This window comes from Mesorhizobium sp. Mes31 (assembly GCF_024519675.1).
Classification (GTDB): Bacteria; Pseudomonadota; Alphaproteobacteria; order Rhizobiales; family Rhizobiaceae; genus Mesorhizobium.
This window is the reverse complement of record NZ_JALJRL010000006.1, coordinates 342,340-359,193: the sequence shown is the minus strand read 5'-3', so window position 1 is coordinate 359,193 and position 16,854 is coordinate 342,340. Positions and strand designations below refer to the sequence as shown.

20 protein-coding genes and 1 pseudogene are annotated in these 16,854 nt (G+C 62.6%); 14 read left to right on the top strand and 7 right to left on the bottom strand.

From position 1 onward, the window contains the following. Nucleotides 1–93: pseudogene (locus tag NR193_RS13530) on the top strand (cobalamin-binding protein); the annotation flags it as partial. A 76-nt stretch (nt 94–169) separates the two neighbouring features. On the opposite strand, the gene NR193_RS13525 reads toward NR193_RS13530, so the two are convergent. After that, nucleotides 170–325 carry an entericidin gene (locus tag NR193_RS13525; RefSeq protein WP_256751310.1) on the bottom strand — a complete coding sequence of 52 codons (156 nt, stop codon included), beginning with the start codon at nt 323–325 and terminating at the stop codon, nt 170–172. 65 nt (nt 326–390) lie between these two features. Between NR193_RS13525 and NR193_RS13520 the strand changes: the two genes are divergently transcribed. Then, a complete protein-coding gene (locus NR193_RS13520) occupies nt 391–1,020 on the top strand; it encodes a DUF1638 domain-containing protein (RefSeq protein ID WP_256751309.1) in 630 nt (209 codons plus the stop codon). A gap of 8 nt (nt 1,021–1,028) precedes the next feature. Here the strand turns inward: NR193_RS13520 and NR193_RS13515 are convergent, their stop codons facing one another. Beyond that, nucleotides 1,029–1,952, bottom strand: a complete 924-nt coding sequence (locus NR193_RS13515) for an NAD(P)-dependent oxidoreductase (protein ID WP_256751308.1) — start codon at nt 1,950–1,952, stop codon at nt 1,029–1,031. Nucleotides 1,953–2,074: 122 nt separating this feature from the next. Here NR193_RS13515 and NR193_RS13510 point away from each other — a divergent pair, with 122 nt between their 5' ends. From NR193_RS13510 to NR193_RS13470, 9 genes are all read left to right on the top strand, one after another. Beyond that, nucleotides 2,075–2,650: a DUF4893 domain-containing protein gene (locus tag NR193_RS13510; protein ID WP_256751307.1), complete on the top strand. Its 576-nt coding sequence runs from the start codon at nt 2,075–2,077 to the stop codon at nt 2,648–2,650. A gap of 107 nt (nt 2,651–2,757) precedes the next feature. Then, nucleotides 2,758–3,531, top strand: a complete 774-nt coding sequence (locus NR193_RS13505; RefSeq protein ID WP_256751306.1) for a formyl transferase — start codon at nt 2,758–2,760, stop codon at nt 3,529–3,531. A 305-nt stretch (nt 3,532–3,836) separates the two neighbouring features. Continuing rightward, the gene (locus tag NR193_RS13500; protein ID WP_091575482.1) at nt 3,837–4,139 is read left to right on the top strand and encodes a virulence factor; all 303 of its coding nucleotides are present in this window, start codon (nt 3,837–3,839) and stop codon (nt 4,137–4,139) included. Continuing rightward, the gene (locus NR193_RS13495; protein ID WP_256751305.1) at nt 4,132–4,737 is read left to right on the top strand and encodes a methylenetetrahydrofolate reductase C-terminal domain-containing protein; all 606 of its coding nucleotides are present in this window, start codon (nt 4,132–4,134) and stop codon (nt 4,735–4,737) included. The genes NR193_RS13500 and NR193_RS13495 overlap by 8 nt, the downstream gene beginning before the upstream one ends. After that, nucleotides 4,734–5,825, top strand: a complete 1,092-nt coding sequence (locus tag NR193_RS13490; RefSeq protein WP_256751304.1) for a methylenetetrahydrofolate reductase — start codon at nt 4,734–4,736, stop codon at nt 5,823–5,825. Before NR193_RS13495 ends, NR193_RS13490 begins: the two co-directional genes overlap by 4 nt. Before the next feature lie 81 nt (nt 5,826–5,906). Continuing rightward, nucleotides 5,907–6,881, top strand: coding sequence for a methyltetrahydrofolate cobalamin methyltransferase (locus NR193_RS13485; protein ID WP_023812319.1), 975 nt, complete (start codon nt 5,907–5,909; stop codon nt 6,879–6,881). Between the two features lie 10 nt (nt 6,882–6,891). Then, a complete protein-coding gene (locus NR193_RS13480; RefSeq protein ID WP_256751303.1) occupies nt 6,892–8,961 on the top strand; it encodes an ASKHA domain-containing protein in 2,070 nt (689 codons plus the stop codon). 189 nt (nt 8,962–9,150) lie between these two features. Continuing rightward, complete coding sequence (locus tag NR193_RS13475; RefSeq protein WP_091575661.1) at nt 9,151–9,336, top strand: hypothetical protein; 186 nt, start codon at nt 9,151–9,153, stop codon at nt 9,334–9,336. Nucleotides 9,337–9,569: 233 nt separating this feature from the next. Continuing rightward, nucleotides 9,570–10,523, top strand: a complete 954-nt coding sequence (locus NR193_RS13470) for an alpha/beta hydrolase (protein ID WP_256751302.1) — start codon at nt 9,570–9,572, stop codon at nt 10,521–10,523. A 30-nt stretch (nt 10,524–10,553) separates the two neighbouring features. Here the strand turns inward: NR193_RS13470 and NR193_RS13465 are convergent, their stop codons facing one another. Further along, nucleotides 10,554–11,453, bottom strand: coding sequence for a LysR substrate-binding domain-containing protein (locus tag NR193_RS13465; protein ID WP_091575488.1), 900 nt, complete (start codon nt 11,451–11,453; stop codon nt 10,554–10,556). Between the two features lie 232 nt (nt 11,454–11,685). Here NR193_RS13465 and NR193_RS13460 point away from each other — a divergent pair, with 232 nt between their 5' ends. The 3 genes from NR193_RS13460 (at nt 11,686) to NR193_RS13450 (ending at nt 13,648) form a co-directional block, all read left to right on the top strand. After that, entirely contained in the window at nt 11,686–11,871 is a 186-nt protein-coding gene (locus NR193_RS13460) for a hypothetical protein (protein WP_256751301.1), read from the top strand. A 360-nt stretch (nt 11,872–12,231) separates the two neighbouring features. Next, nucleotides 12,232–12,366 (top strand): hypothetical protein, encoded by a 135-nt coding sequence (locus NR193_RS13455; RefSeq protein WP_013894968.1) that lies wholly within the window; start codon nt 12,232–12,234, stop codon nt 12,364–12,366. A gap of 343 nt (nt 12,367–12,709) precedes the next feature. Beyond that, nucleotides 12,710–13,648: a GlxA family transcriptional regulator gene (locus tag NR193_RS13450; RefSeq protein ID WP_375162704.1), complete on the top strand. Its 939-nt coding sequence runs from the start codon at nt 12,710–12,712 to the stop codon at nt 13,646–13,648. Between the two features lie 17 nt (nt 13,649–13,665). Here the strand turns inward: NR193_RS13450 and NR193_RS13445 are convergent, their stop codons facing one another. The 4 genes from NR193_RS13445 to NR193_RS13430 form a co-directional block, all read right to left on the bottom strand. Then, on the bottom strand, nt 13,666–14,457 hold the full coding sequence (locus NR193_RS13445) for an ABC transporter ATP-binding protein (RefSeq protein ID WP_256751300.1): 792 nt from the start codon (nt 14,455–14,457) through the stop codon (nt 13,666–13,668). Continuing rightward, a complete protein-coding gene (locus tag NR193_RS13440) occupies nt 14,454–15,227 on the bottom strand; it encodes an ABC transporter permease (protein WP_091575491.1) in 774 nt (257 codons plus the stop codon). The genes NR193_RS13445 and NR193_RS13440 overlap by 4 nt, the downstream gene beginning before the upstream one ends. A gap of 109 nt (nt 15,228–15,336) precedes the next feature. Beyond that, nucleotides 15,337–16,287: an ABC transporter substrate-binding protein gene (locus NR193_RS13435; protein WP_256751299.1), complete on the bottom strand. Its 951-nt coding sequence runs from the start codon at nt 16,285–16,287 to the stop codon at nt 15,337–15,339. A 160-nt stretch (nt 16,288–16,447) separates the two neighbouring features. Continuing rightward, entirely contained in the window at nt 16,448–16,789 is a 342-nt protein-coding gene (locus NR193_RS13430; protein WP_256751298.1) for a peptidase inhibitor family I36 protein, read from the bottom strand. Nucleotides 16,790–16,854 lie beyond the last annotated feature (65 nt).

The following is a 16,854-nucleotide window of genomic DNA, read 5'->3' as shown; positions in this document are numbered from 1 at the left end:
GGCGCCGATGCCTATTGCCGCGACGCCGCGGTGGCGGTCGAGACCGCCAAGGACTACATGAAGCGCAAGCACAACGTGCGCGCTTCAGCCTGAGAATAAAAGGCCGCCAATCATGGCGGCCGTCTCATTTGATGTGACGCAACGTATGCCTCGCCGAGGAAAATTCGGCTCACTGAGCGGCGTTGGCAACTCTCTTGCCGGCATTTTGCGTAGCATTGACCGTATTGGCGGCGTCCTTCCCGACGCCACGGATGGTGTTCGCGCATGCCGAAACCAGCAGCACGCTGGCAAGCAGCGCTATGACTGCATATGTCTGTGTTTTCATGGACGGTTTATCCCTCTCTCGGTAGATTCGCCCTACAGCAACGAAAACCGGCTTAGCTGGGTTCCATGGCCAAGACACAAAATAGGAAACCGACCGAAGCGGACAGGCTGCTTGTCATCGCCTGCGGGATGATTGCGCGCGAGGTGTTGGCCGTCAAGGAACAGCTCGGGCTGGATCATCTCGAATTGACCTGCCTGCCGGCGGAATTCCATTTTTATCCGGACCGCATCGCGCCGGCCATGGACAAGGCCATCGAAAAGGCCAAGGCCGAGGGCTACGAGCACATCTTCGTCGGCTATGCCGATTGCGGAACCGGCGGCCTGCTCGACCGTATCTGCGAGAAGCACGGCGTCGAGCGCATGGCCGGCCCGCATTGCTTCGCCTTCTATCAAGGCATGGAGGCCTATGCGAAGGTCGCCGATGGCGACATGATGTCCTTCTATATGACCGACTTCCTGTGCCGCCAGTTCGACGCCTTCTTCATGAAGCCGCTCGGCCTCGACAAGCACCCGGAGCTGATCAAGGACTATTTCGGCAATTATGAGAAGCTGATCTACCTGGCCCAGACCGACGATCCGGAGCTCGACAAGGTCGCCGAAAAGGCCGCCAAAATGCTCGGCCTCGTCTATGAACGCCGCGCGACCGGCTATGGCGACCTGACGGCCGGAATGGCGCAGGCCGCGGCGCATTCCTGACGCGCGGACTAGGCCCTGCCCTCCTCGCCCGCAAGTCCGGCAAGCACATCGGCAAAGCTGGTCTTGCAGACGAAACCCAGCCTGTCCTTCGCCCGCGACGCGTCATAGACGCGATCGATGGAGGAAAACATCGTCCAGCCTTTTCGCGCGTAGAGCGCCGGAAATTCCGGAAAATAGCGTGCAACAACCGATGGCGCGTCGGCGATCAGTGCGGCGCAGTCATCGGGCCGGAAGGGCGTTGGCGCGCAGACGATGAAAGTGTCGAAACCGAGCCGCGGCGCGTTTTCGAGAGCAAGGATGTGGGCATCGGCCGCGTCCTCCACCGTCAACCGACGGAACAGCAATTCATTGGCCTTGGTGTTGGCGTCCGACTGCTCGATCGCATGCGCCATGTCATCGGCTTCGGGAAAGAAGCGGGCCGTGCGCAACACCACCACTGGCAGCCCGTGCTGGATGTGATAGAGGCGGCAGAGATGCTCGGCCGAGAGCTTGGTGACGCCGTAGATGTTGCGCGGCTCGGGCGTCATCTCCTCCGTCAGCGAGGCCGCCTTGCGCGCACCACCTGTCAATCCGTCGCGTATCGCTTGCGAAATCATCAGCGAGGTTGTCGAGGTGAAGACGAAGCGCTGCACGCCGGTTGCCACCGCCGCGTCGAGAAGGTTGAGCGTGCCTTGCACATTGGTCGCGACGAAATCGCTGTTGGCGCGGTTCTCGATATTCGGCTTGTGCAGCGCACCGCTGTGGATAACCGCGTCGATCCGGCTGTCGCGGACCGTGCGCATGACGAGGTCGCGGTCCGCGATCGAACCGACAATGTCCGTCTCCGCGGATGGCACGGGGTCGAGGCCGGTGACATCGTGACCAAGCTCGCGCAGGCGCGGCGCCAGCGCGCTACCCAGCCAACCCGACGACCCCGTGAGCAAGATTCGCATTCGGCACACCATGATTTTTGACCGTGACGCTGTTAAGCACGGATGACAGGCGCCAGCGACCCGCTAAGTTGTGCGCCAGATGAGCGGTCGCACTGCTCCGGACATCAACAGGGAGGCCTGCCATGACCCTTCGCCCACTCTTCGCCCTTGTCGGCCTGCTCTGTTGCACCCTGCCCGCTCTCGCCGACGGCGAGGTACAGAAACTCATTACCGCCGCCGACAAGGCACGGCTCGACAAATATGGCGAGACGCGCAAGGCGGCTCTTGCCGAGGCCAGAGCGGGCAACCCCGCCGAGGTCAAGCAGCTCGATGCCTTGCTGGCGAAGCCGCTGGTGTCCTTCTCCGACAAGGACCTGACCGGCAACTGGCAATGCCGCACCATCAAGGCCGGCGGACTTTCCCCGCTCGTCATCTACGGGTGGTTCAAATGCAAGGTAACCGACGACGGTTCGGGCTGGCGGCTGGAAAAGATCAGCGGCTCGCAGCGCACCAAGGGCCGCTTCTTCGACGACGGCGAGAAACGCGCGATCTATCTCGGCTCAGCCTATGTCAACAACGATCCGGCAAAGCCCTATGGCAGTGGCCCGCAAACCGATCAGGTCGGCTACGCCTTCCGCAACAGTGCCAAGGAATGGCGTATTGAATTTCCCGCGCCCTACTACGAATCCAAGCTCGATATCATCGAATTCAAGCGCTGACCCGGCCATCGAAGGCCTGATCATCAAGGATTAACCCGGACGCCCTAGCATCGCGCCAGCCAAGGCCGGGTACCGGCCGCATCTTGTCCAGCGGTGCGTCGCGAACCATGGAACCCCCGAAATCCAATATCGTCGTCGTCACCGAGGGAGGGCCGCACATCTGGGCGATCATCAACGCGATTGTCGATCGGTTGGGGCCTGTCAGCGTCATCCTCGAAACACCTGAATCCAAAAAACAATTGCTGCTCAGGCGCGCCCGCCGCCAGGGCTGGATTTCGGCCATAGGCCAATTGGGCACGATGGTGCTGACGCGTCTGGGAAAGCGCTTCTTCGCCGGCCATGCCGCGCGGATGATCGCTGAGCAGAAGCTGCAGACCGAACCAAGGCCCGGCCAGTCGATCATCCATGTTGCCTCGGCGAATTCGCGGGAATGCCTGGAGGCGATCGCAAGGCTCCAGCCGGGCGTCGTGTTTCTCGCCGGTTGCCGCATGCTGACGCGGGAAACGCTGTCGAAAATCCCTTGCCCCGTCATCAATTACCACGCCGGAATCACCCCCAAATACCGGGGCATGAACGGCGGCTACTGGGCGCTGGCGAGCGATGACGCGGAGAATTTTGGCACCACCGTGTTGCTGGTCGATGCCGGCGTCGACACCGGCGGTGCGCTGCGGCAGGCGCGCGGCAAGCCTGAACGCGGCGACAGCATTTCGAGCTATGCGCTGCGGCAGGCGGCGTTCTCGCGCGGGATCTGCATCGAAGCGGTCAGCGACGTACTGGCCGGAAAACTCGCCACCATCGACCCGGGCCTGCCGTCGCGACAATGGTATCACCCGACGATCTGGTTTTATCTCTGGACAGGCTTGAGAACCGGCATCTGGTGACGGGTTTTTCGCCCGAAACCCGGGGCCGAGTGCCGGCTTTCCAGGCGCGTCGAACCCGCCGCCGGCACAAGCCGCAAACGAATAAACGCGGCTTTCATTTTACGACATCCAAATGCGTCGCTTTTGAATGCGCGCGCGTCGTCCCATAACAAGCAGCCTCACAGCGCATGCGGCAATGCTCGATCCACTGCATCGGCCCGAAAATCGGAGTCGATCTTCGGAAAGCACGATGCAGCGCAGCAAAGTGGTAGAGCGTCCTTGGTGCGTCCAATTGGACGCACGGCGCTCTACGGGAGTGAGAATTCATGGCCGATCTGATCGTCGTCTACTGGCGCGACATCCCCGCCCAGGTCATCGTCAAGAAGGGCCGGCAGAACGCCAAGCGCGAACTGCCGCTGCGCTTCACCGAGGCGATCGACATGTGCGCCATGCGCACCGGCGCCGGCGGCACCGACGACTATCTGGCCGAATGGCGCAAGGCCGATCCTGTTCCTGTCGGAGACGACCTCGAAGCCGAGGTCGAAAAGGCCTTCCAGGACCTCGACACGAAATACGACCGCGAGCGGCTGGTCGCTCTCGTCAAAGCCGGCGGGAAAGAAAATGTCTGAAACCACCCCTGCCAAGGATGGCCCGACAGTTACGCAGGCCACTCTTAACAAGAAGGCAGCCCCGAAATCCGACTACAAGCCGGCCGACGTGTCGCCGCAGCGGCGCGTTCAGCGCTCCTTCGCGGTGCGGCTCTGGTCGGTGCGGCACTCGAAGCTGCTCGAGTGGTTCTATGCCAAATTCGCCGACACGTTCCTGCTGCTGCATCCCTTGTGGAAAGGTCTCGGCTATAGCAGGGTCGAGGGGCCGATCAAATTCGTCGAAAAGCGCGTCAAGGGTTTCATGTTCGACTGCCGCATGTGCGGCCAGTGCATTCTGTCCTCGACGGGCATGTCGTGCCCGATGAACTGCCCCAAGCAATTGCGCAACGGCCCTTGCGGCGGGGTGCGCGCCAACGGCAATTGCGAGGTCGAGCCCGACATGCCGTGCGTCTGGGTCAAGGCCTGGGAAGGCTCGCAGAACATGGTGCATGGCGACAGGATCCTCACCGTGCAGAAGCCTGTCGATCAGTCGCTGCGTGAAACCTCTGCCTGGCTGCGGGTGACCGCGCAGGCGGCCGCCGCGCGCGAGGCCGCCACCAAGACCGGGGCATCGGCATGATCGGACGCCAGCGCGACGAGAACCCGGCCGGCATCCATCTGCCGCTCGATCCCCTGCCCGGCCACACCTCGCGCGGCCGGCTGGAGCGCGTGCTTCGGCGTGGCGAGTTCGCGGTGACGACCGAGCTCAACCCGCCCGACAGCGCCGATCCGGAAGACGTCTACAACCGTGCCAGGATCTTCGATGGCTGGGTCGACGCCATCAACGCCGTCGATGCGTCGGGCGCCAACTGCCACATGTCGTCGGTCGGCATCTGCGCGCTGCTGACCCGCATGGGCTACGCGCCGATCATGCAGATCGCCTGCCGCGACAAGAACCGCATCGCCATCCAGGGCGACGTGCTGGGTGGCGCGGCGATGGGCGTCGCCAACATGCTGTGCCTCACCGGCGACGGTGTGCAGGCCGGCGACCAGCCCGGCGCCAAGCCGGTTTTCGACCTCGATTGCATGTCGCTGCTCGAGACCTGCCGCATCATGCGCGACAACGGCAAGTTCCTGTCCGGCCGCAAGCTGACGACGCCGCCACAGCTTTTCCTCGGCGCGGCAATCAATCCTTTCGCGCCGCCCATCGACTTCCGCCCGCATCGCCTGGGCAAGAAGATCGCCTCCGGCGCGCAATTCGTGCAGAGCCAGTACTGTTTCGACGTGCCGATGTTCCGCGCCTACATGCAGAAGGTTCGCGACCTCGGCTACACCGAACAATGCTTCATCCTGTGCGGCGTCGGCCCGCTGGCCTCGGCCAAGACAGCCAAATGGATCCGCTCGAACGTACCGGGCATCCACATTCCCGATTCGGTCATCAAGCGGCTGGAAGGCGCCCAGGACCAGAAGAAGGAAGGCAAGCAGCTCTGCATCGACATCATCAACGAGGTCAAGGAAATCCCCGGCGTTTCCGGCGTCCATGTGATGGCCTATCGCCAGGAGGAATATGTCGCCGAGATCGTCGATGAATCGGGCGTGCTCAAGGGCCGCCAGCCCTGGAAACGCGAAATCCGCCGCGACGATCAGCTCGTCGCCGACCGTCTCGACCACATACTGCACGATGAGATTACCGAAACCCAGGTGGACATGGTGAAGACCGCGCATTGATGGGCGCAAACGGTCACCATTCGCTTGATCGAAATCAGATAACGATATAAAGAACTCTTTATATCACGGCGGAGAAAATTCATGACCCGTACCATCGTCGCCTCGGCGACACGAGAAATCATCATCGGCTTCGACCAGCCCTTCTGCGTGATCGGCGAGCGCATCAACCCGACCGGCCGCAAGAAACTGGCCGCGGAGATGATCGCGGGGAATTTCGAGACGGTGATCCGGGACGCGCTCGAGCAGGCAGCCTGTGGCGCCACCATGCTCGACGTCAATGCCGGCGTCACCTCGGTCAACCCGAATGAGACCGAACCTGGCCTTTTGGTGCAGACGCTGGAGATCGTGCAGGGCCTGGTCGACCTGCCGCTGTCGATCGACAGTTCTGTCACCGCCGCGATCGAGGCAGCGCTGAAGGTCGCCAAGGGCCGCCCGCTGGTCAACTCCGTCACCGGCGAGGAAGAAAAGCTCGAAGCCATCCTGCCGCTGGTCAAGAAATACAACGTGCCGGTCGTCGCCATTTCCAACGACGAGACTGGCATTTCCATGGATCCCGACGTGCGCTTCGCCGTCGCCAAGAAGATCGTGCAGCGCTGCGCCGATTTCGGCATTCCCGCGCATGACGTCGTCGTCGACCCGCTGGTCATGCCGATCGGCGCGCTGGGCGATGCCGGCCGCCAGGTGTTCGCGCTGCTGCGCCGCCTGCGTGAGGAACTCAAGGTCAACACCACTTGCGGCCTGTCCAACATCTCCTTCGGCCTGCCGCACCGCCATGGCATCAACGCTGCCTTCATCCCGATGGTGATCGGCGCCGGCATGACATCGGCCATCATGAACCCTGTGCGTCCGCAGGAAATGGAAGCCGTGCGCGGCGCCAATGTGCTCAACGGCACCGACGAGAACTGCACCAACTGGATCAGGACCTACAAGGACTACAAGCCGGCCGAAGGCGGCCAGGCGGTTGCCGCACCGACGCAAGTCAATGCACCGGGCGATGGCGCCGGCAACGGCGGTCGTCGCCGTGGCGGCCGTGAAGCCCGGATGGGTCGGGGATAAGCGCGCAATCGTGAATTCACCCGCCAACATCACCGATCCGCTCGTGCTGTTCATGCCGTCCGGCAAGCGCGGGCGGTTTCCGGTCGGCACGCCGGTGCTCGATGCCGCGCGCCAACTCGGCGTCTATGTCGAAAGCGTCTGCGGTGGACGCGCCACTTGCGGGCGCTGCCAGATCGAGGTGCAGGAAGGCAATTTCGCCAAGCACAAGATCGTCTCTTCCAACGACCACATCACGCCCAAGGGCCCCAAGGAAGAGCGCTATGAGCGCGTCCGCGGACTGCCTGAACGGCGCCGCCTCTCCTGCTCGGCGCAGATCCTCGGCGACCTCGTCATCGATGTGCCGCAGGATACGGTCATCAATGCGCAGACCATCCGCAAGGATGCCGACACCAGGGTCATCGCCCGCGATGCGGCGATCCGCATGTGCTATGTCGAAATCGAAGAACCCGACATGCACAATCCATCAGGCGATCTCGACCGGCTCAAGATCGCGCTGATGCACGACTGGGGTCTGAAAAGCCTCGATTTCGATTTTCATCTGCTGCCGCAGGTGCAAGGCATCTTGCGCAAGGGCAACTGGACCGCGACCGCCGCCATCTACAAGGATGCCGACACCGAGACCGCGCGCGTCGTTGCTCTATGGCCTGGCCTCAAGAACGAGGCCTATGGCCTGGCCTGCGACATCGGCTCGACCACCATTGCCATGCATCTGGTGTCGCTGCTGTCGGGTCGCGTCGCCGCCTCGTCCGGCACGTCGAACCCGCAGATCCGCTTCGGCGAGGATCTGATGAGCCGCGTCTCCTATGTGATGATGAACCCGGATGGCCGCGAAGGCATGACGGTCGCCGTGCGCGAGGCGATCTCGGGCCTGGTCGACAAGGTTTGCGCCGAGGGCAATGTCCAGCGCAACGACATCCTGGATTCCGTCTTCGTCGGCAATCCGATCATGCACCATCTGTTCCTCGGCATCGATCCGACCGAGCTCGGCGGCGCTCCCTTCGCGCTGGCCGTCTCGGGCGCGGTGCACATCAAGGCATCCGATATCGGCCTCAAGCTCAACCAGGGCGCCCGGCTCTACATGCTGCCCTGCATCGCCGGCCATGTCGGCGCCGATGCGGCGGCGGTGACGCTGTCGGAAGGCCCGCATCGCCAGGACGAGATGATGCTGATCGTCGATGTCGGTACCAATGCCGAGATCGTGCTTGGCAATCGCGCGCGGGTCGTGGCTGCTTCGTCTCCCACCGGCCCGGCCTTCGAGGGCGCAGAAATCTCCGGCGGACAGCGCGCGGCGCCCGGCGCCATCGAGCGCGTGCGCATCGATCCCGACACGCTGGAGCCGAAATACCGCGTCATCGGCTCGGAACTGTGGTCCGACGAGCCGGGCTTCCTCGACAGCGTGCAGGCGACCGGCGTCACCGGCATCTGCGGCTCCGGCATCATCGAGGTGGTGGCGGAAATGTATCTCGCCGGTATCATCTCCGAGGACGGCGTCATCGACGGCGGGCTATCCGCCCGCTCGCCGCGCGTCACCGCCAACGGCCGCACCTTCTCGTATGTGCTGAAGGAAGGCGAGCCGAAGATCACCATCACCCAGACCGACGTGCGCGCAATCCAGCTTGCCAAGGCAGCGCTTTATGCCGGCACCAAGCTGTTGATGGAGAAGCAGCATACGGACCATGTCGACCGCATCCATTTCGCCGGCGCCTTCGGCTCCTTCATCGATCCGAAATATGCCATGGTGCTGGGCCTGATCCCCGATTGCGACCTCGACAAGGTCTCGGCCGTCGGAAACGCCGCCGGTGCCGGTGCGCGCATGGCGCTGCTCAATCGCGGCTATCGCCGCGAGATCGAGGACACGGTCAGCAAGATCGAAAAGATCGAGACGGCGCTGGAACCGAAATTCCAGGAGCATTTCGTCTACGCCATGGCGCTGCCGAACAAGGTCGATCCGTTCCCGAAACTGTCGGCGGCGGTAAAACTGCCGCCACGCAAGACGGTCAGCGAGGATGGCGTTGCGGGCGACGCCGCCCCGCGACGGCGTTCGCGCGAAGGCCACGCCGCCCGCCGCGGCCGGGAGTAACCTGACTTTCGCGGGCAAGCCGCGCCCTCATTTCATTTGCATGCAAATGTTTCCGGATCACACCGATCCGGAAACCGAACCGCTGTTCTCGCGAAATCCATCCGATACATGCGCGGTGCATTTAAGCCGCCATCGAAGGGCCGGCCGGAAATGTCTTCCCGCCGCAGTGACCTTCCGGAGGAAACCAAAATGTCGATGTTCGAAAGCCTCGGCCGCTATGGTGTGGCCATCAAGATTGCCCATGACAGGAAGAAGTCGATCCGGGCCATGAACAACCTGCCGGCGCATGTCCAGAAGGACATCGGCTGGCCGGCATCGCCGCCCAGCGACCCGCAGGCCGCGCTCACCGCGCTCCTTCTGGGTACGCCGCGCTGATGACATTCGCCGACAAATGCAAACTGCTCGGCGCCCGCCGGGGATCTCGCACACCCCCGGCGGCCACCAGCAACAGGCTGCGCGCGGCACTCTTGCCGCGCCGTTGATCCTGCGGTTCGGATCACACCAGCGTGTGGACAGAGCGTAAAACTTGACATTTCGGGCCAAGGTACGATCTTCGGAGATAGTGGAGGTTTCTCTTAGTCGGCTCTTGCCGAAGTTCGTGTATTCGCATGCCAAGTTTCAAAAGCCACGTCGTGTCTTTCGTGCTCAGGTACAGCCGCAAAAAGGCGTTTTCCAGCCCGGAAAACCTGCAGCGCTGGATCGCCGCCGCGCGCAAGACGGAGGACCATCATCCGCCGGCCTCGCTGCACCAGCGCTTCAATATCGAGACACGCACCGTCGACGGCTTTCCGGTCTATGAGATCGCGCCGAGGGCAGGCGAACTGAAGCGGATTCTCTACCTGCATGGCGGCGCCTATGTCTTTGAAATCACACCCTATCATTGGCACCTGATTGCCGAGATAGCCGACCGGCTCGGCTATGGCATCACGGTGCCGATCTATCCCATCGCCCCCGAACATGACTTCCATGCCATGTTCGGCATGGTCGGCGATGTCTACCGACAAATGCTCGACGAGACTGAGGCGGAGGACATCATCTTCATGGGTGATTCCGCCGGCGGCAACATGGCCGTGGTCCTGACCATGATGGCCGCGGAAGAGGCCCTGCCCCTGCCGTCACGCCATGTGCTGATCTCGCCCGGGCTCGACATGTCGCTTGCCAATCCGGCGGTTTTCGAGGCGGAGCGCAACGATCCCTGGCTCGGCATTTCGGGCGGGCTGGAGGCGATCAGGCTCTACAGTGCTGGCATCGACCGCAGCGACTGGCACATCAGCCCGGTCTATGGCGATCTGTCGGTGCTGCCGAAAACGCTGCTTCTGACCGGTTCGCGCGATCTGTTGACCCCCGACAATCTGATCTTCGCCGAAAAGGCGCGTGCCGCCGGTGTCGAGGTCGATGTCGTTCACGAGGAAGGCATGTTCCACGTCTGGCCGTTGATCGACATGCCGGAATCACGCCGCGCGCGCCAACACATCGTCGCCTTCCTCGGCGAGAGCCGCTCGCCGATCAGGCAGGACACGAGACCAAGGTTTGAGGCGCCCTCCGCCGAGGCGGCGGAGTAGCTCCACTTCGGGTCCGGCACTATTGGCGGATCAGAACTTTCCGGTTTCCCGGAACACTTCGAAGGTCGCCCGGATATGGTCGGCGACGGCCTTGACCGGGGCGCTGGCGTCCGGCGCCACCACCATGGCCAGATTATAGGTGCCGATGTCGGGCATGCCGTCCTTCGGGCTGAGCTCGACCATGTCGTTGCCGAGGAACGACTTCGGCAGCGGCGCCACCGCAAGGTCGGACATGATCGCGGCACGTTGGCCGGCTGTGTGGGCGCTCATATAGGCGATGCGGTAGTTGCGGCCCTCGCGGCCGAGCGCGTCGAGCGCCCCGGCCCGCCAGGCGCAGCCCTCTTCCCACAGCGACACCGGCAAGGGTTCGCGCAGGTGCGCGCAGCCGCCCTTGGCGCCAGCCCACACGATCGGCTCGGTCAACAGCACCTCGGCGCCGAGCGCGCTGGTCTTGTAGGAATTGGTCAGGAGCGTGATGTCGAGCGCCCGGTCGTCCATGCGCCGGCGCAGATTGATGCTCTGGTCGATGGTGACGTCGACGGCGATCGACGGATGCGACTGCGCGAAACGCTTCAGCACATGCGGCAGCACGCGCTCGCCATAATCATCCGGCGAGCCGAGCCGGACAACGCCGACGATGTCGGGAATGATGAACTTCGACACCACCTCGCGGTTGATCGACAGCAGCCTGCGGGCATAGCCGAGCAGCATTTCGCCATCCGTGGTCAGTGTCACCGAGCGCGCGTCGCGCGCGAACACCGAGCGGCCAAGAATGTCTTCCAGCTTCTTAATCTGCATGGAGACGGCCGACGGCGTGCGGAAGACGGCGTTGGCGGCTGTGGTGAAGCTGCCGGTCTCGGCAATCGCCACGAAGGTGCGCAAAACGTCGAGATCGAGCAATGGCAGCGGATGATTGAGTGGGGCGTTCATGGGAAGCGGCCTTCAATTTTTCTGATACAAAGCATCATTCCATTTCGTTTGATTGAACATCAGATTGGGAGGATAGTCAACTCCATCGAAGCAGGTTGCTGCCACAAGCAGCCACGAAACGACCACGACACAAACCTGCAATCGACATGAAATGAAGCTGAAACACACCACGCGTAACACCTCACCCATCCAGCGCTGGAACGCTTCCAGCCAGGCAAGCAAGGAGAATGAAATGTCTATCCTGTCATCCCTCGGTCGCATCGCGACCGAATTCAGCGCGGCCCGTGCCCGCTACCAGACCGAACGCGCCATCCGCTCCCTGCCGATCGAACTGCAGAAGGACATCGGTTGGCCTGAAGCTTCCGATGGCAAGACCGGTATCCGCAACGGCATCGGATCCTGGGCTGGAGCAAAGTAGATCGTGTGTACCAAGTGCTGAAGGCCTGCCGCGCGAACCAGCCCGGCAGGCCTTCTCTATTTAATTTGTATTCAAATGAATTTTGGAGCCATGCGACAGCTGCATGGCGCATATGAGCAAGCCGCATGGCGGCCCATATTTCCAATTAATGCCTTGTAAATAATCGCAAATTTCAGGCACCCTGCCCCAAATTTCAGGCACCCTGCCCAAACTTGTCGCATTTTGTGTCGCTTTTCATATCAAGCGCTTCGCTTTTGCGATTTAGTTTTACGCAGCACAAGCCTATATCAGCGCCAGCAAACGAGCTGCCCCACTCCATCAAGCGAAGGCGACCCGTCTGAGCAACAAATGGAGATGATCATGAAGCTTTTTGCCCGCCTCTTTGCCCGCCGCGAAATGAACCTGACCACCGCTCTCGAGCGTCAGCGTCTTGCCAACACCATGCCCGGCCAGACCGGCGCGATGGCCGCGGCCCGCCTCGGCTTCGTAGCCTGAAGATTTTTCCAGGCAGCGCTTCCCTGCCGCTGCTTTTTGACTGTAACGCCGCCCGGCCCTGGCCGAGGCGGCGTTTTTGTCTTGCGCCGCGCAGTCTGACTATCCTTTGAACAGTTGAGGCCCGCTTCCAGGGCTCGCTGCGCGCCAATTGCCCATTTGCGACCCATGTCGCAAATTTAATCTCGTTCGGACCGCGTAGCCGATTGACAAGAATGGTTTTTCCTGATGTCGCTATGCTATTCGCGACATCCTGTTCGCGCCATCGCTGCGTGAGGTTCCCTTGAACGCCGTAAAGCATCCGATCAAGCGATCGTTTGTATTCTTCCTTGTCCCCGATTTCACCATGATCGCCTTTGCGACCGCGCTCGACCCGCTGCGCTCGGCCAACCGCATGCTCGGCTACGAGGCCTATCGCTGGCGCCTCGCCAGCATCGACGGCAAGCCGGTGCGCGCCTCGAACGGTGTCGAATGCGCGGTCAACACCTCGCTGGAAGAGGAACGCAAGAAGATGGCCGGCCCCGAGCGGCCAAACATCGCCATCGTCTGCAGCGGCATCAACGTCGAGCGCTACCAGAACAAGTCGGCCTTCGCCTGGTTGCGCGAGGAATACAATCGCGGCGTCGCCGTCGGTGGCCTGTGCACCGGCGCGCACATATTGGCGGCCGCCGGGCTTCTGTCCAACAAGCGCTGTGCCATCCATTGGGAGAACCTGCCGGGCTTTTCCGAGGCGTTCCCGAAGGCCAACGTCTTTGCCGATCTGTTCGAGATCGACCAGAACGTCTACACCTGCGCCGGCGGCACCGCCGCGCTCGACATGATGCTGAAGCTGATCGGCGACGATTTCGACGAGAACCTCGTCAACCGCGTGTGCGAGCAGGTGCTGACCGACCGCGTGCGCAGCCCGACCGACCGCCAACGCCTGCCGCTGCGCGCGCGCCTCGGCGTGCAGAACTCGAAAGTGCTGACCATCATCGAGCTGATGGAGGGCAACCTGTCCGAGCCGCTGTCGCTGATCGAGATCGCCGACCATGTCGACCTGTCGCGCCGCCAGATCGAGCGGTTGTTCCGCACCGAGATGGGACGCTCTCCCGCCCGCTACTATCTGGAAATCCGGCTCGACCGCGCCAGGCATCTGCTGATCCAGTCGTCGATGCCGGTGGTCGAGGTGGCGGTCGCCTGTGGCTTCGTCTCAGCCTCGCATTTCTCGAAATGCTACCGCGAGCTCTACGCCCGCTCGCCGCAGCAGGAGCGCGTCGACCGCAAGCAGTTGCTGGCGGCCTGATCCGGTAGTCCACGAACCTAGGCCGGCTGCGCCTGCGCCGTGCGCATCGCCTCGACGCGGATATCCTCGGTCAGCCTTGCCTTCAGCGCCGAGAATTCCGGGCTGGTCTTCAGCGTGTAGTGGCGCGGATGCGGCAGGTCGACGGCGACATCCGACTTGATGCGGCCAGGGCGCGCCGTCATCACGATCACGCGCGAGGCCATGAAGATGGCCTCCTCGATGTCGTGGGTGACGAACAGCACCGTCTTCTTGCGCCGTTCCCAGATGCCGAGCAGCAATTCCTGCATCAGCCCGCGCGTCTGGTTGTCGAGCGCGCCGAACGGCTCGTCCAGCAACAGGATCTCGGGATCGTTGGCAAGCGCCCTGGCGATCGCCGTGCGCTGTTGCATGCCCCCGGAAAGCTGCTTCGGCCAATGGTTCTCGAACCCCTTCAGGCCGACGAGGTCGACATAGGAAGCGACGATCCCATTCCGCTCCTTTTCGGCCATGCCACGTTCGCGCAGGCCGAAGGCGATGTTCTCGGCAACCGTCAGCCAGGGAAACAGGGTGTAGGACTGGAAGACCATGCCGCGATCGGGGCCAGGCCGGTTTACCGCCTTGCCGTCGAGCAGCACACGGCCTTCGCTCGGCGCTTCCAGGCCGGCGACGATCCTCAACAATGTCGATTTTCCGCAGCCGGACGGCCCAAGGATGGTGATGAAGTCGTTGGCGGCGACCGCCAGGTCGATCGGCATCAACGCCTTGACCGGTTGACCGCCGCGCACGCCGGCAAAGGTGCGGCTGACATTTTCGATCAGCAGCTTGCTCACGCCAGGCTCCACGGAAAGAGCCAGCGGTTGAACGCCTTGAAGGCGAAATCGGACAGAAGCCCGATCAGCCCGATGATGATGATGCCGAAGATGATCTGTCCCGTCGCCAGCCGCGACTGGCTGTTGATGATCATGTAGCCGATGCCGGAAGACGAGCCGATCAGTTCGGCGACGATGACATAGGTCCAGGCCCAGCCGAGCACCAGCCGCAGCGTCTCGGCGATCTCCGGCGCATTGGCCGGCATGATCACCCGGCTGACGATGCCATTGTTCGTGGAACCCAGCGTATAGGCGGCCTCGACCAGGTCGCGCCGCGTGGAGCCGACCTTGACCGCGATGATCAGGATGATCTGGAACACCGAGCCGACGAAGATGACGAGCAGCTTTTCCAGTTCACCGATGCCGGCCCACAGGATCAGCAGCGGAATGAAGGCGGAGGCAGGCAGGTAGCGGGCAAAGGAGACGAATGGCTCCAGAAACGCTTCCACCGGCTTCCAGGCACCCATCGCGATGCCGAGTGGCACCGCGACGACGGACGCCAGCAGGAAGCCGCCAAAGACCCGCCAGATGGTGATCAGTATGTCGAGCCAGAAACGATCCTCGACGAGCAGCCGCCAGCCGTCCCGGAGCATCGACAGCGGATCGGCGAGGAAGATGCGGTTGACGTGGCCGCCAAGCGTGATCCACGCCCAGAAGGCAACGAACAGCACGAAGAAGGAAATGCCGAGCACGGTCCTGATGCCCGGCGGGACTGGATGCAAGGGGCGCATCGTCAAATCGTCCCCATCTTCAAATCGTCCCCATGCTCAAATCGTGCTTTGTCCAGGAGAAAACGGCGGCGCCGGGCGCCGCCGTTTTGTGGTCAGAGAAGCCGGACCGTCAGTTCGACACGGCGCTGGTGTCGGCCAGCGTGGAAACGTCGGGCGCTTCCTTGATCAGCCCCATCTGCAGCAGCAGCTCGCCGGCGGTCTTGGAAAAGTCCTGGAATTCCTTGGTGAAGAACTGCTTGTTCTCCGCCCGGTCGGCCCATTTCAGGTACTTCGCCGAATCCTCGAACTCCTTGGCCGACTGCTTCACGTCGGCGCCCATGATCTCGTAGGATTTCTGCGGGTCCGTCTTGATCAGGTCGAGCGCGTCGAAATAGCTGTCGGCGAGCGCCTTGGCCGCGTCGGGATTGGCCTTGAGGAATTCGGGCGTGCAGCCGACCGTGTCGAGCACCATTGGATAATCGAGCGTGGTCGCCAGGATGTGGCCCTGATCGGACTTGTCGCGCACGGCCGAGATGAACGGCTCATAGGTGACAGCGGCGTCGTTCTGGCCGGCAAGGAAGGCCTGCGCCGCGGCGTCCGGCTCCAGGTTGACGACGGTCACGTCCTTGGTCGACATGCCGTTCTTGTTCAGCACCCAGGCCAGCATGAAATAGGGCGACGTTCCAGGCGCCGAGGACGCGACATTCTTGCCCTTGAGATCGGCGACGGTCTTGATGTCGTTGCGGGCGACGATGCCGTCGGCGCCATAGGATTTATCGAGCTGGAATATCTGCTTGGTGGTCACCCCGCTGGCGTTCCACACCAGCCAGGTCTCGACCGTGGTGGCGGCGCATTGCAGGTCGCCGCTGGCGATGGCAAGCGGCCGGCTCGCTTGCGGCACCTTCTTCAAGGTCACGTCGAGACCGTGTTTCTCGAAGATACCCGCCTGCTTGGCAAGCGTCAGCGGCGCGAAGCCGGTCCATCCGCTGATACCGATGGTGAGCGATGTTGTGGCCATCACCGGTGCGGACAGACCGGCGGCAAGCGTCAATGTTGCGGCAAAAACGGTGATCCTGGTCATCTCAGTTCCCCTTTTGTTTTCCTGGATGGGGAATTGTTCACAGACGCCAATCGGCTTGTCAATCAACAGCTTGGTGAGGCACACGGGTGGACCGGGCGGCGACGTGCAGCCGGTTGGCGTCCGGCCACCGAAACGGCACCCGGCCGCCTGCAATTCAGTATCAGTAGCCGTCGCAATAGCACTCCGCCGACGAGATGCGGTCGTTCCAGTCGCCTCCGAGCTCGCGGGCCCTGCGCCTGATCTCGATCGACTCCCCCCTCATGCCAGTGTGCTCATAGGCGACGAGCGTGCAGCCACGGCGCACGAACACCGACGACACGCGGTCGTTCCAGAACTGGCCACCGCGAAAACTGACGGCATCGTCGGCCTCCATCTCGATCGATCGTCCGCGAAAATTCACATGCTCGAACATGACGCAGGCGGGCTGATCGTTGTATTGGGCGCTGGCGCCGTCGGCGTAGAGCACGGATGCGACCGCAGTCACGATGACAAGACGTTTCATTCTGGTGTTTCCTCGGTTTTGACCGCGGCGCCCCGACCCTTCGCGCGGATGGCGCCAATTTGCCA

Excerpts from the sequence above, each read along its gene's own strand:
- NR193_RS13525 (WP_256751310.1), bottom strand. The coding sequence starts at position 325 with ATGAAAACACAGACATATGCAGTCATAGCGCTGCTTGCCAGCGTGCTG.
- NR193_RS13520 (WP_256751309.1), top strand. The coding sequence starts at position 391 with ATGGCCAAGACACAAAATAGGAAACCGACCGAAGCGGACAGGCTGCTT.
- NR193_RS13515 (WP_256751308.1), bottom strand. The coding sequence starts at position 1,952 with ATGCGAATCTTGCTCACGGGGTCGTCGGGTTGGCTGGGTAGCGCGCTG.
- NR193_RS13510 (WP_256751307.1), top strand. The coding sequence starts at position 2,075 with ATGACCCTTCGCCCACTCTTCGCCCTTGTCGGCCTGCTCTGTTGCACC.
- NR193_RS13505 (WP_256751306.1), top strand. The coding sequence starts at position 2,758 with ATGGAACCCCCGAAATCCAATATCGTCGTCGTCACCGAGGGAGGGCCG.
- NR193_RS13500 (WP_091575482.1), top strand. The coding sequence starts at position 3,837 with ATGGCCGATCTGATCGTCGTCTACTGGCGCGACATCCCCGCCCAGGTC.
- NR193_RS13495 (WP_256751305.1), top strand. The coding sequence starts at position 4,132 with ATGTCTGAAACCACCCCTGCCAAGGATGGCCCGACAGTTACGCAGGCC.
- NR193_RS13490 (WP_256751304.1), top strand. The coding sequence starts at position 4,734 with ATGATCGGACGCCAGCGCGACGAGAACCCGGCCGGCATCCATCTGCCG.
- NR193_RS13485 (WP_023812319.1), top strand. The coding sequence starts at position 5,907 with ATGACCCGTACCATCGTCGCCTCGGCGACACGAGAAATCATCATCGGC.
- NR193_RS13475 (WP_091575661.1), top strand. The coding sequence starts at position 9,151 with ATGTCGATGTTCGAAAGCCTCGGCCGCTATGGTGTGGCCATCAAGATT.
- NR193_RS13470 (WP_256751302.1), top strand. The coding sequence starts at position 9,570 with ATGCCAAGTTTCAAAAGCCACGTCGTGTCTTTCGTGCTCAGGTACAGC.
- NR193_RS13465 (WP_091575488.1), bottom strand. The coding sequence starts at position 11,453 with ATGAACGCCCCACTCAATCATCCGCTGCCATTGCTCGATCTCGACGTT.
- NR193_RS13460 (WP_256751301.1), top strand. The coding sequence starts at position 11,686 with ATGTCTATCCTGTCATCCCTCGGTCGCATCGCGACCGAATTCAGCGCG.
- NR193_RS13455 (WP_013894968.1), top strand. The coding sequence starts at position 12,232 with ATGAAGCTTTTTGCCCGCCTCTTTGCCCGCCGCGAAATGAACCTGACC.
- NR193_RS13450 (WP_375162704.1), top strand. The coding sequence starts at position 12,710 with ATGATCGCCTTTGCGACCGCGCTCGACCCGCTGCGCTCGGCCAACCGC.
- NR193_RS13440 (WP_091575491.1), bottom strand. The coding sequence starts at position 15,227 with ATGCGCCCCTTGCATCCAGTCCCGCCGGGCATCAGGACCGTGCTCGGC.
- NR193_RS13435 (WP_256751299.1), bottom strand. The coding sequence starts at position 16,287 with ATGACCAGGATCACCGTTTTTGCCGCAACATTGACGCTTGCCGCCGGT.
- NR193_RS13430 (WP_256751298.1), bottom strand. The coding sequence starts at position 16,789 with ATGAAACGTCTTGTCATCGTGACTGCGGTCGCATCCGTGCTCTACGCC.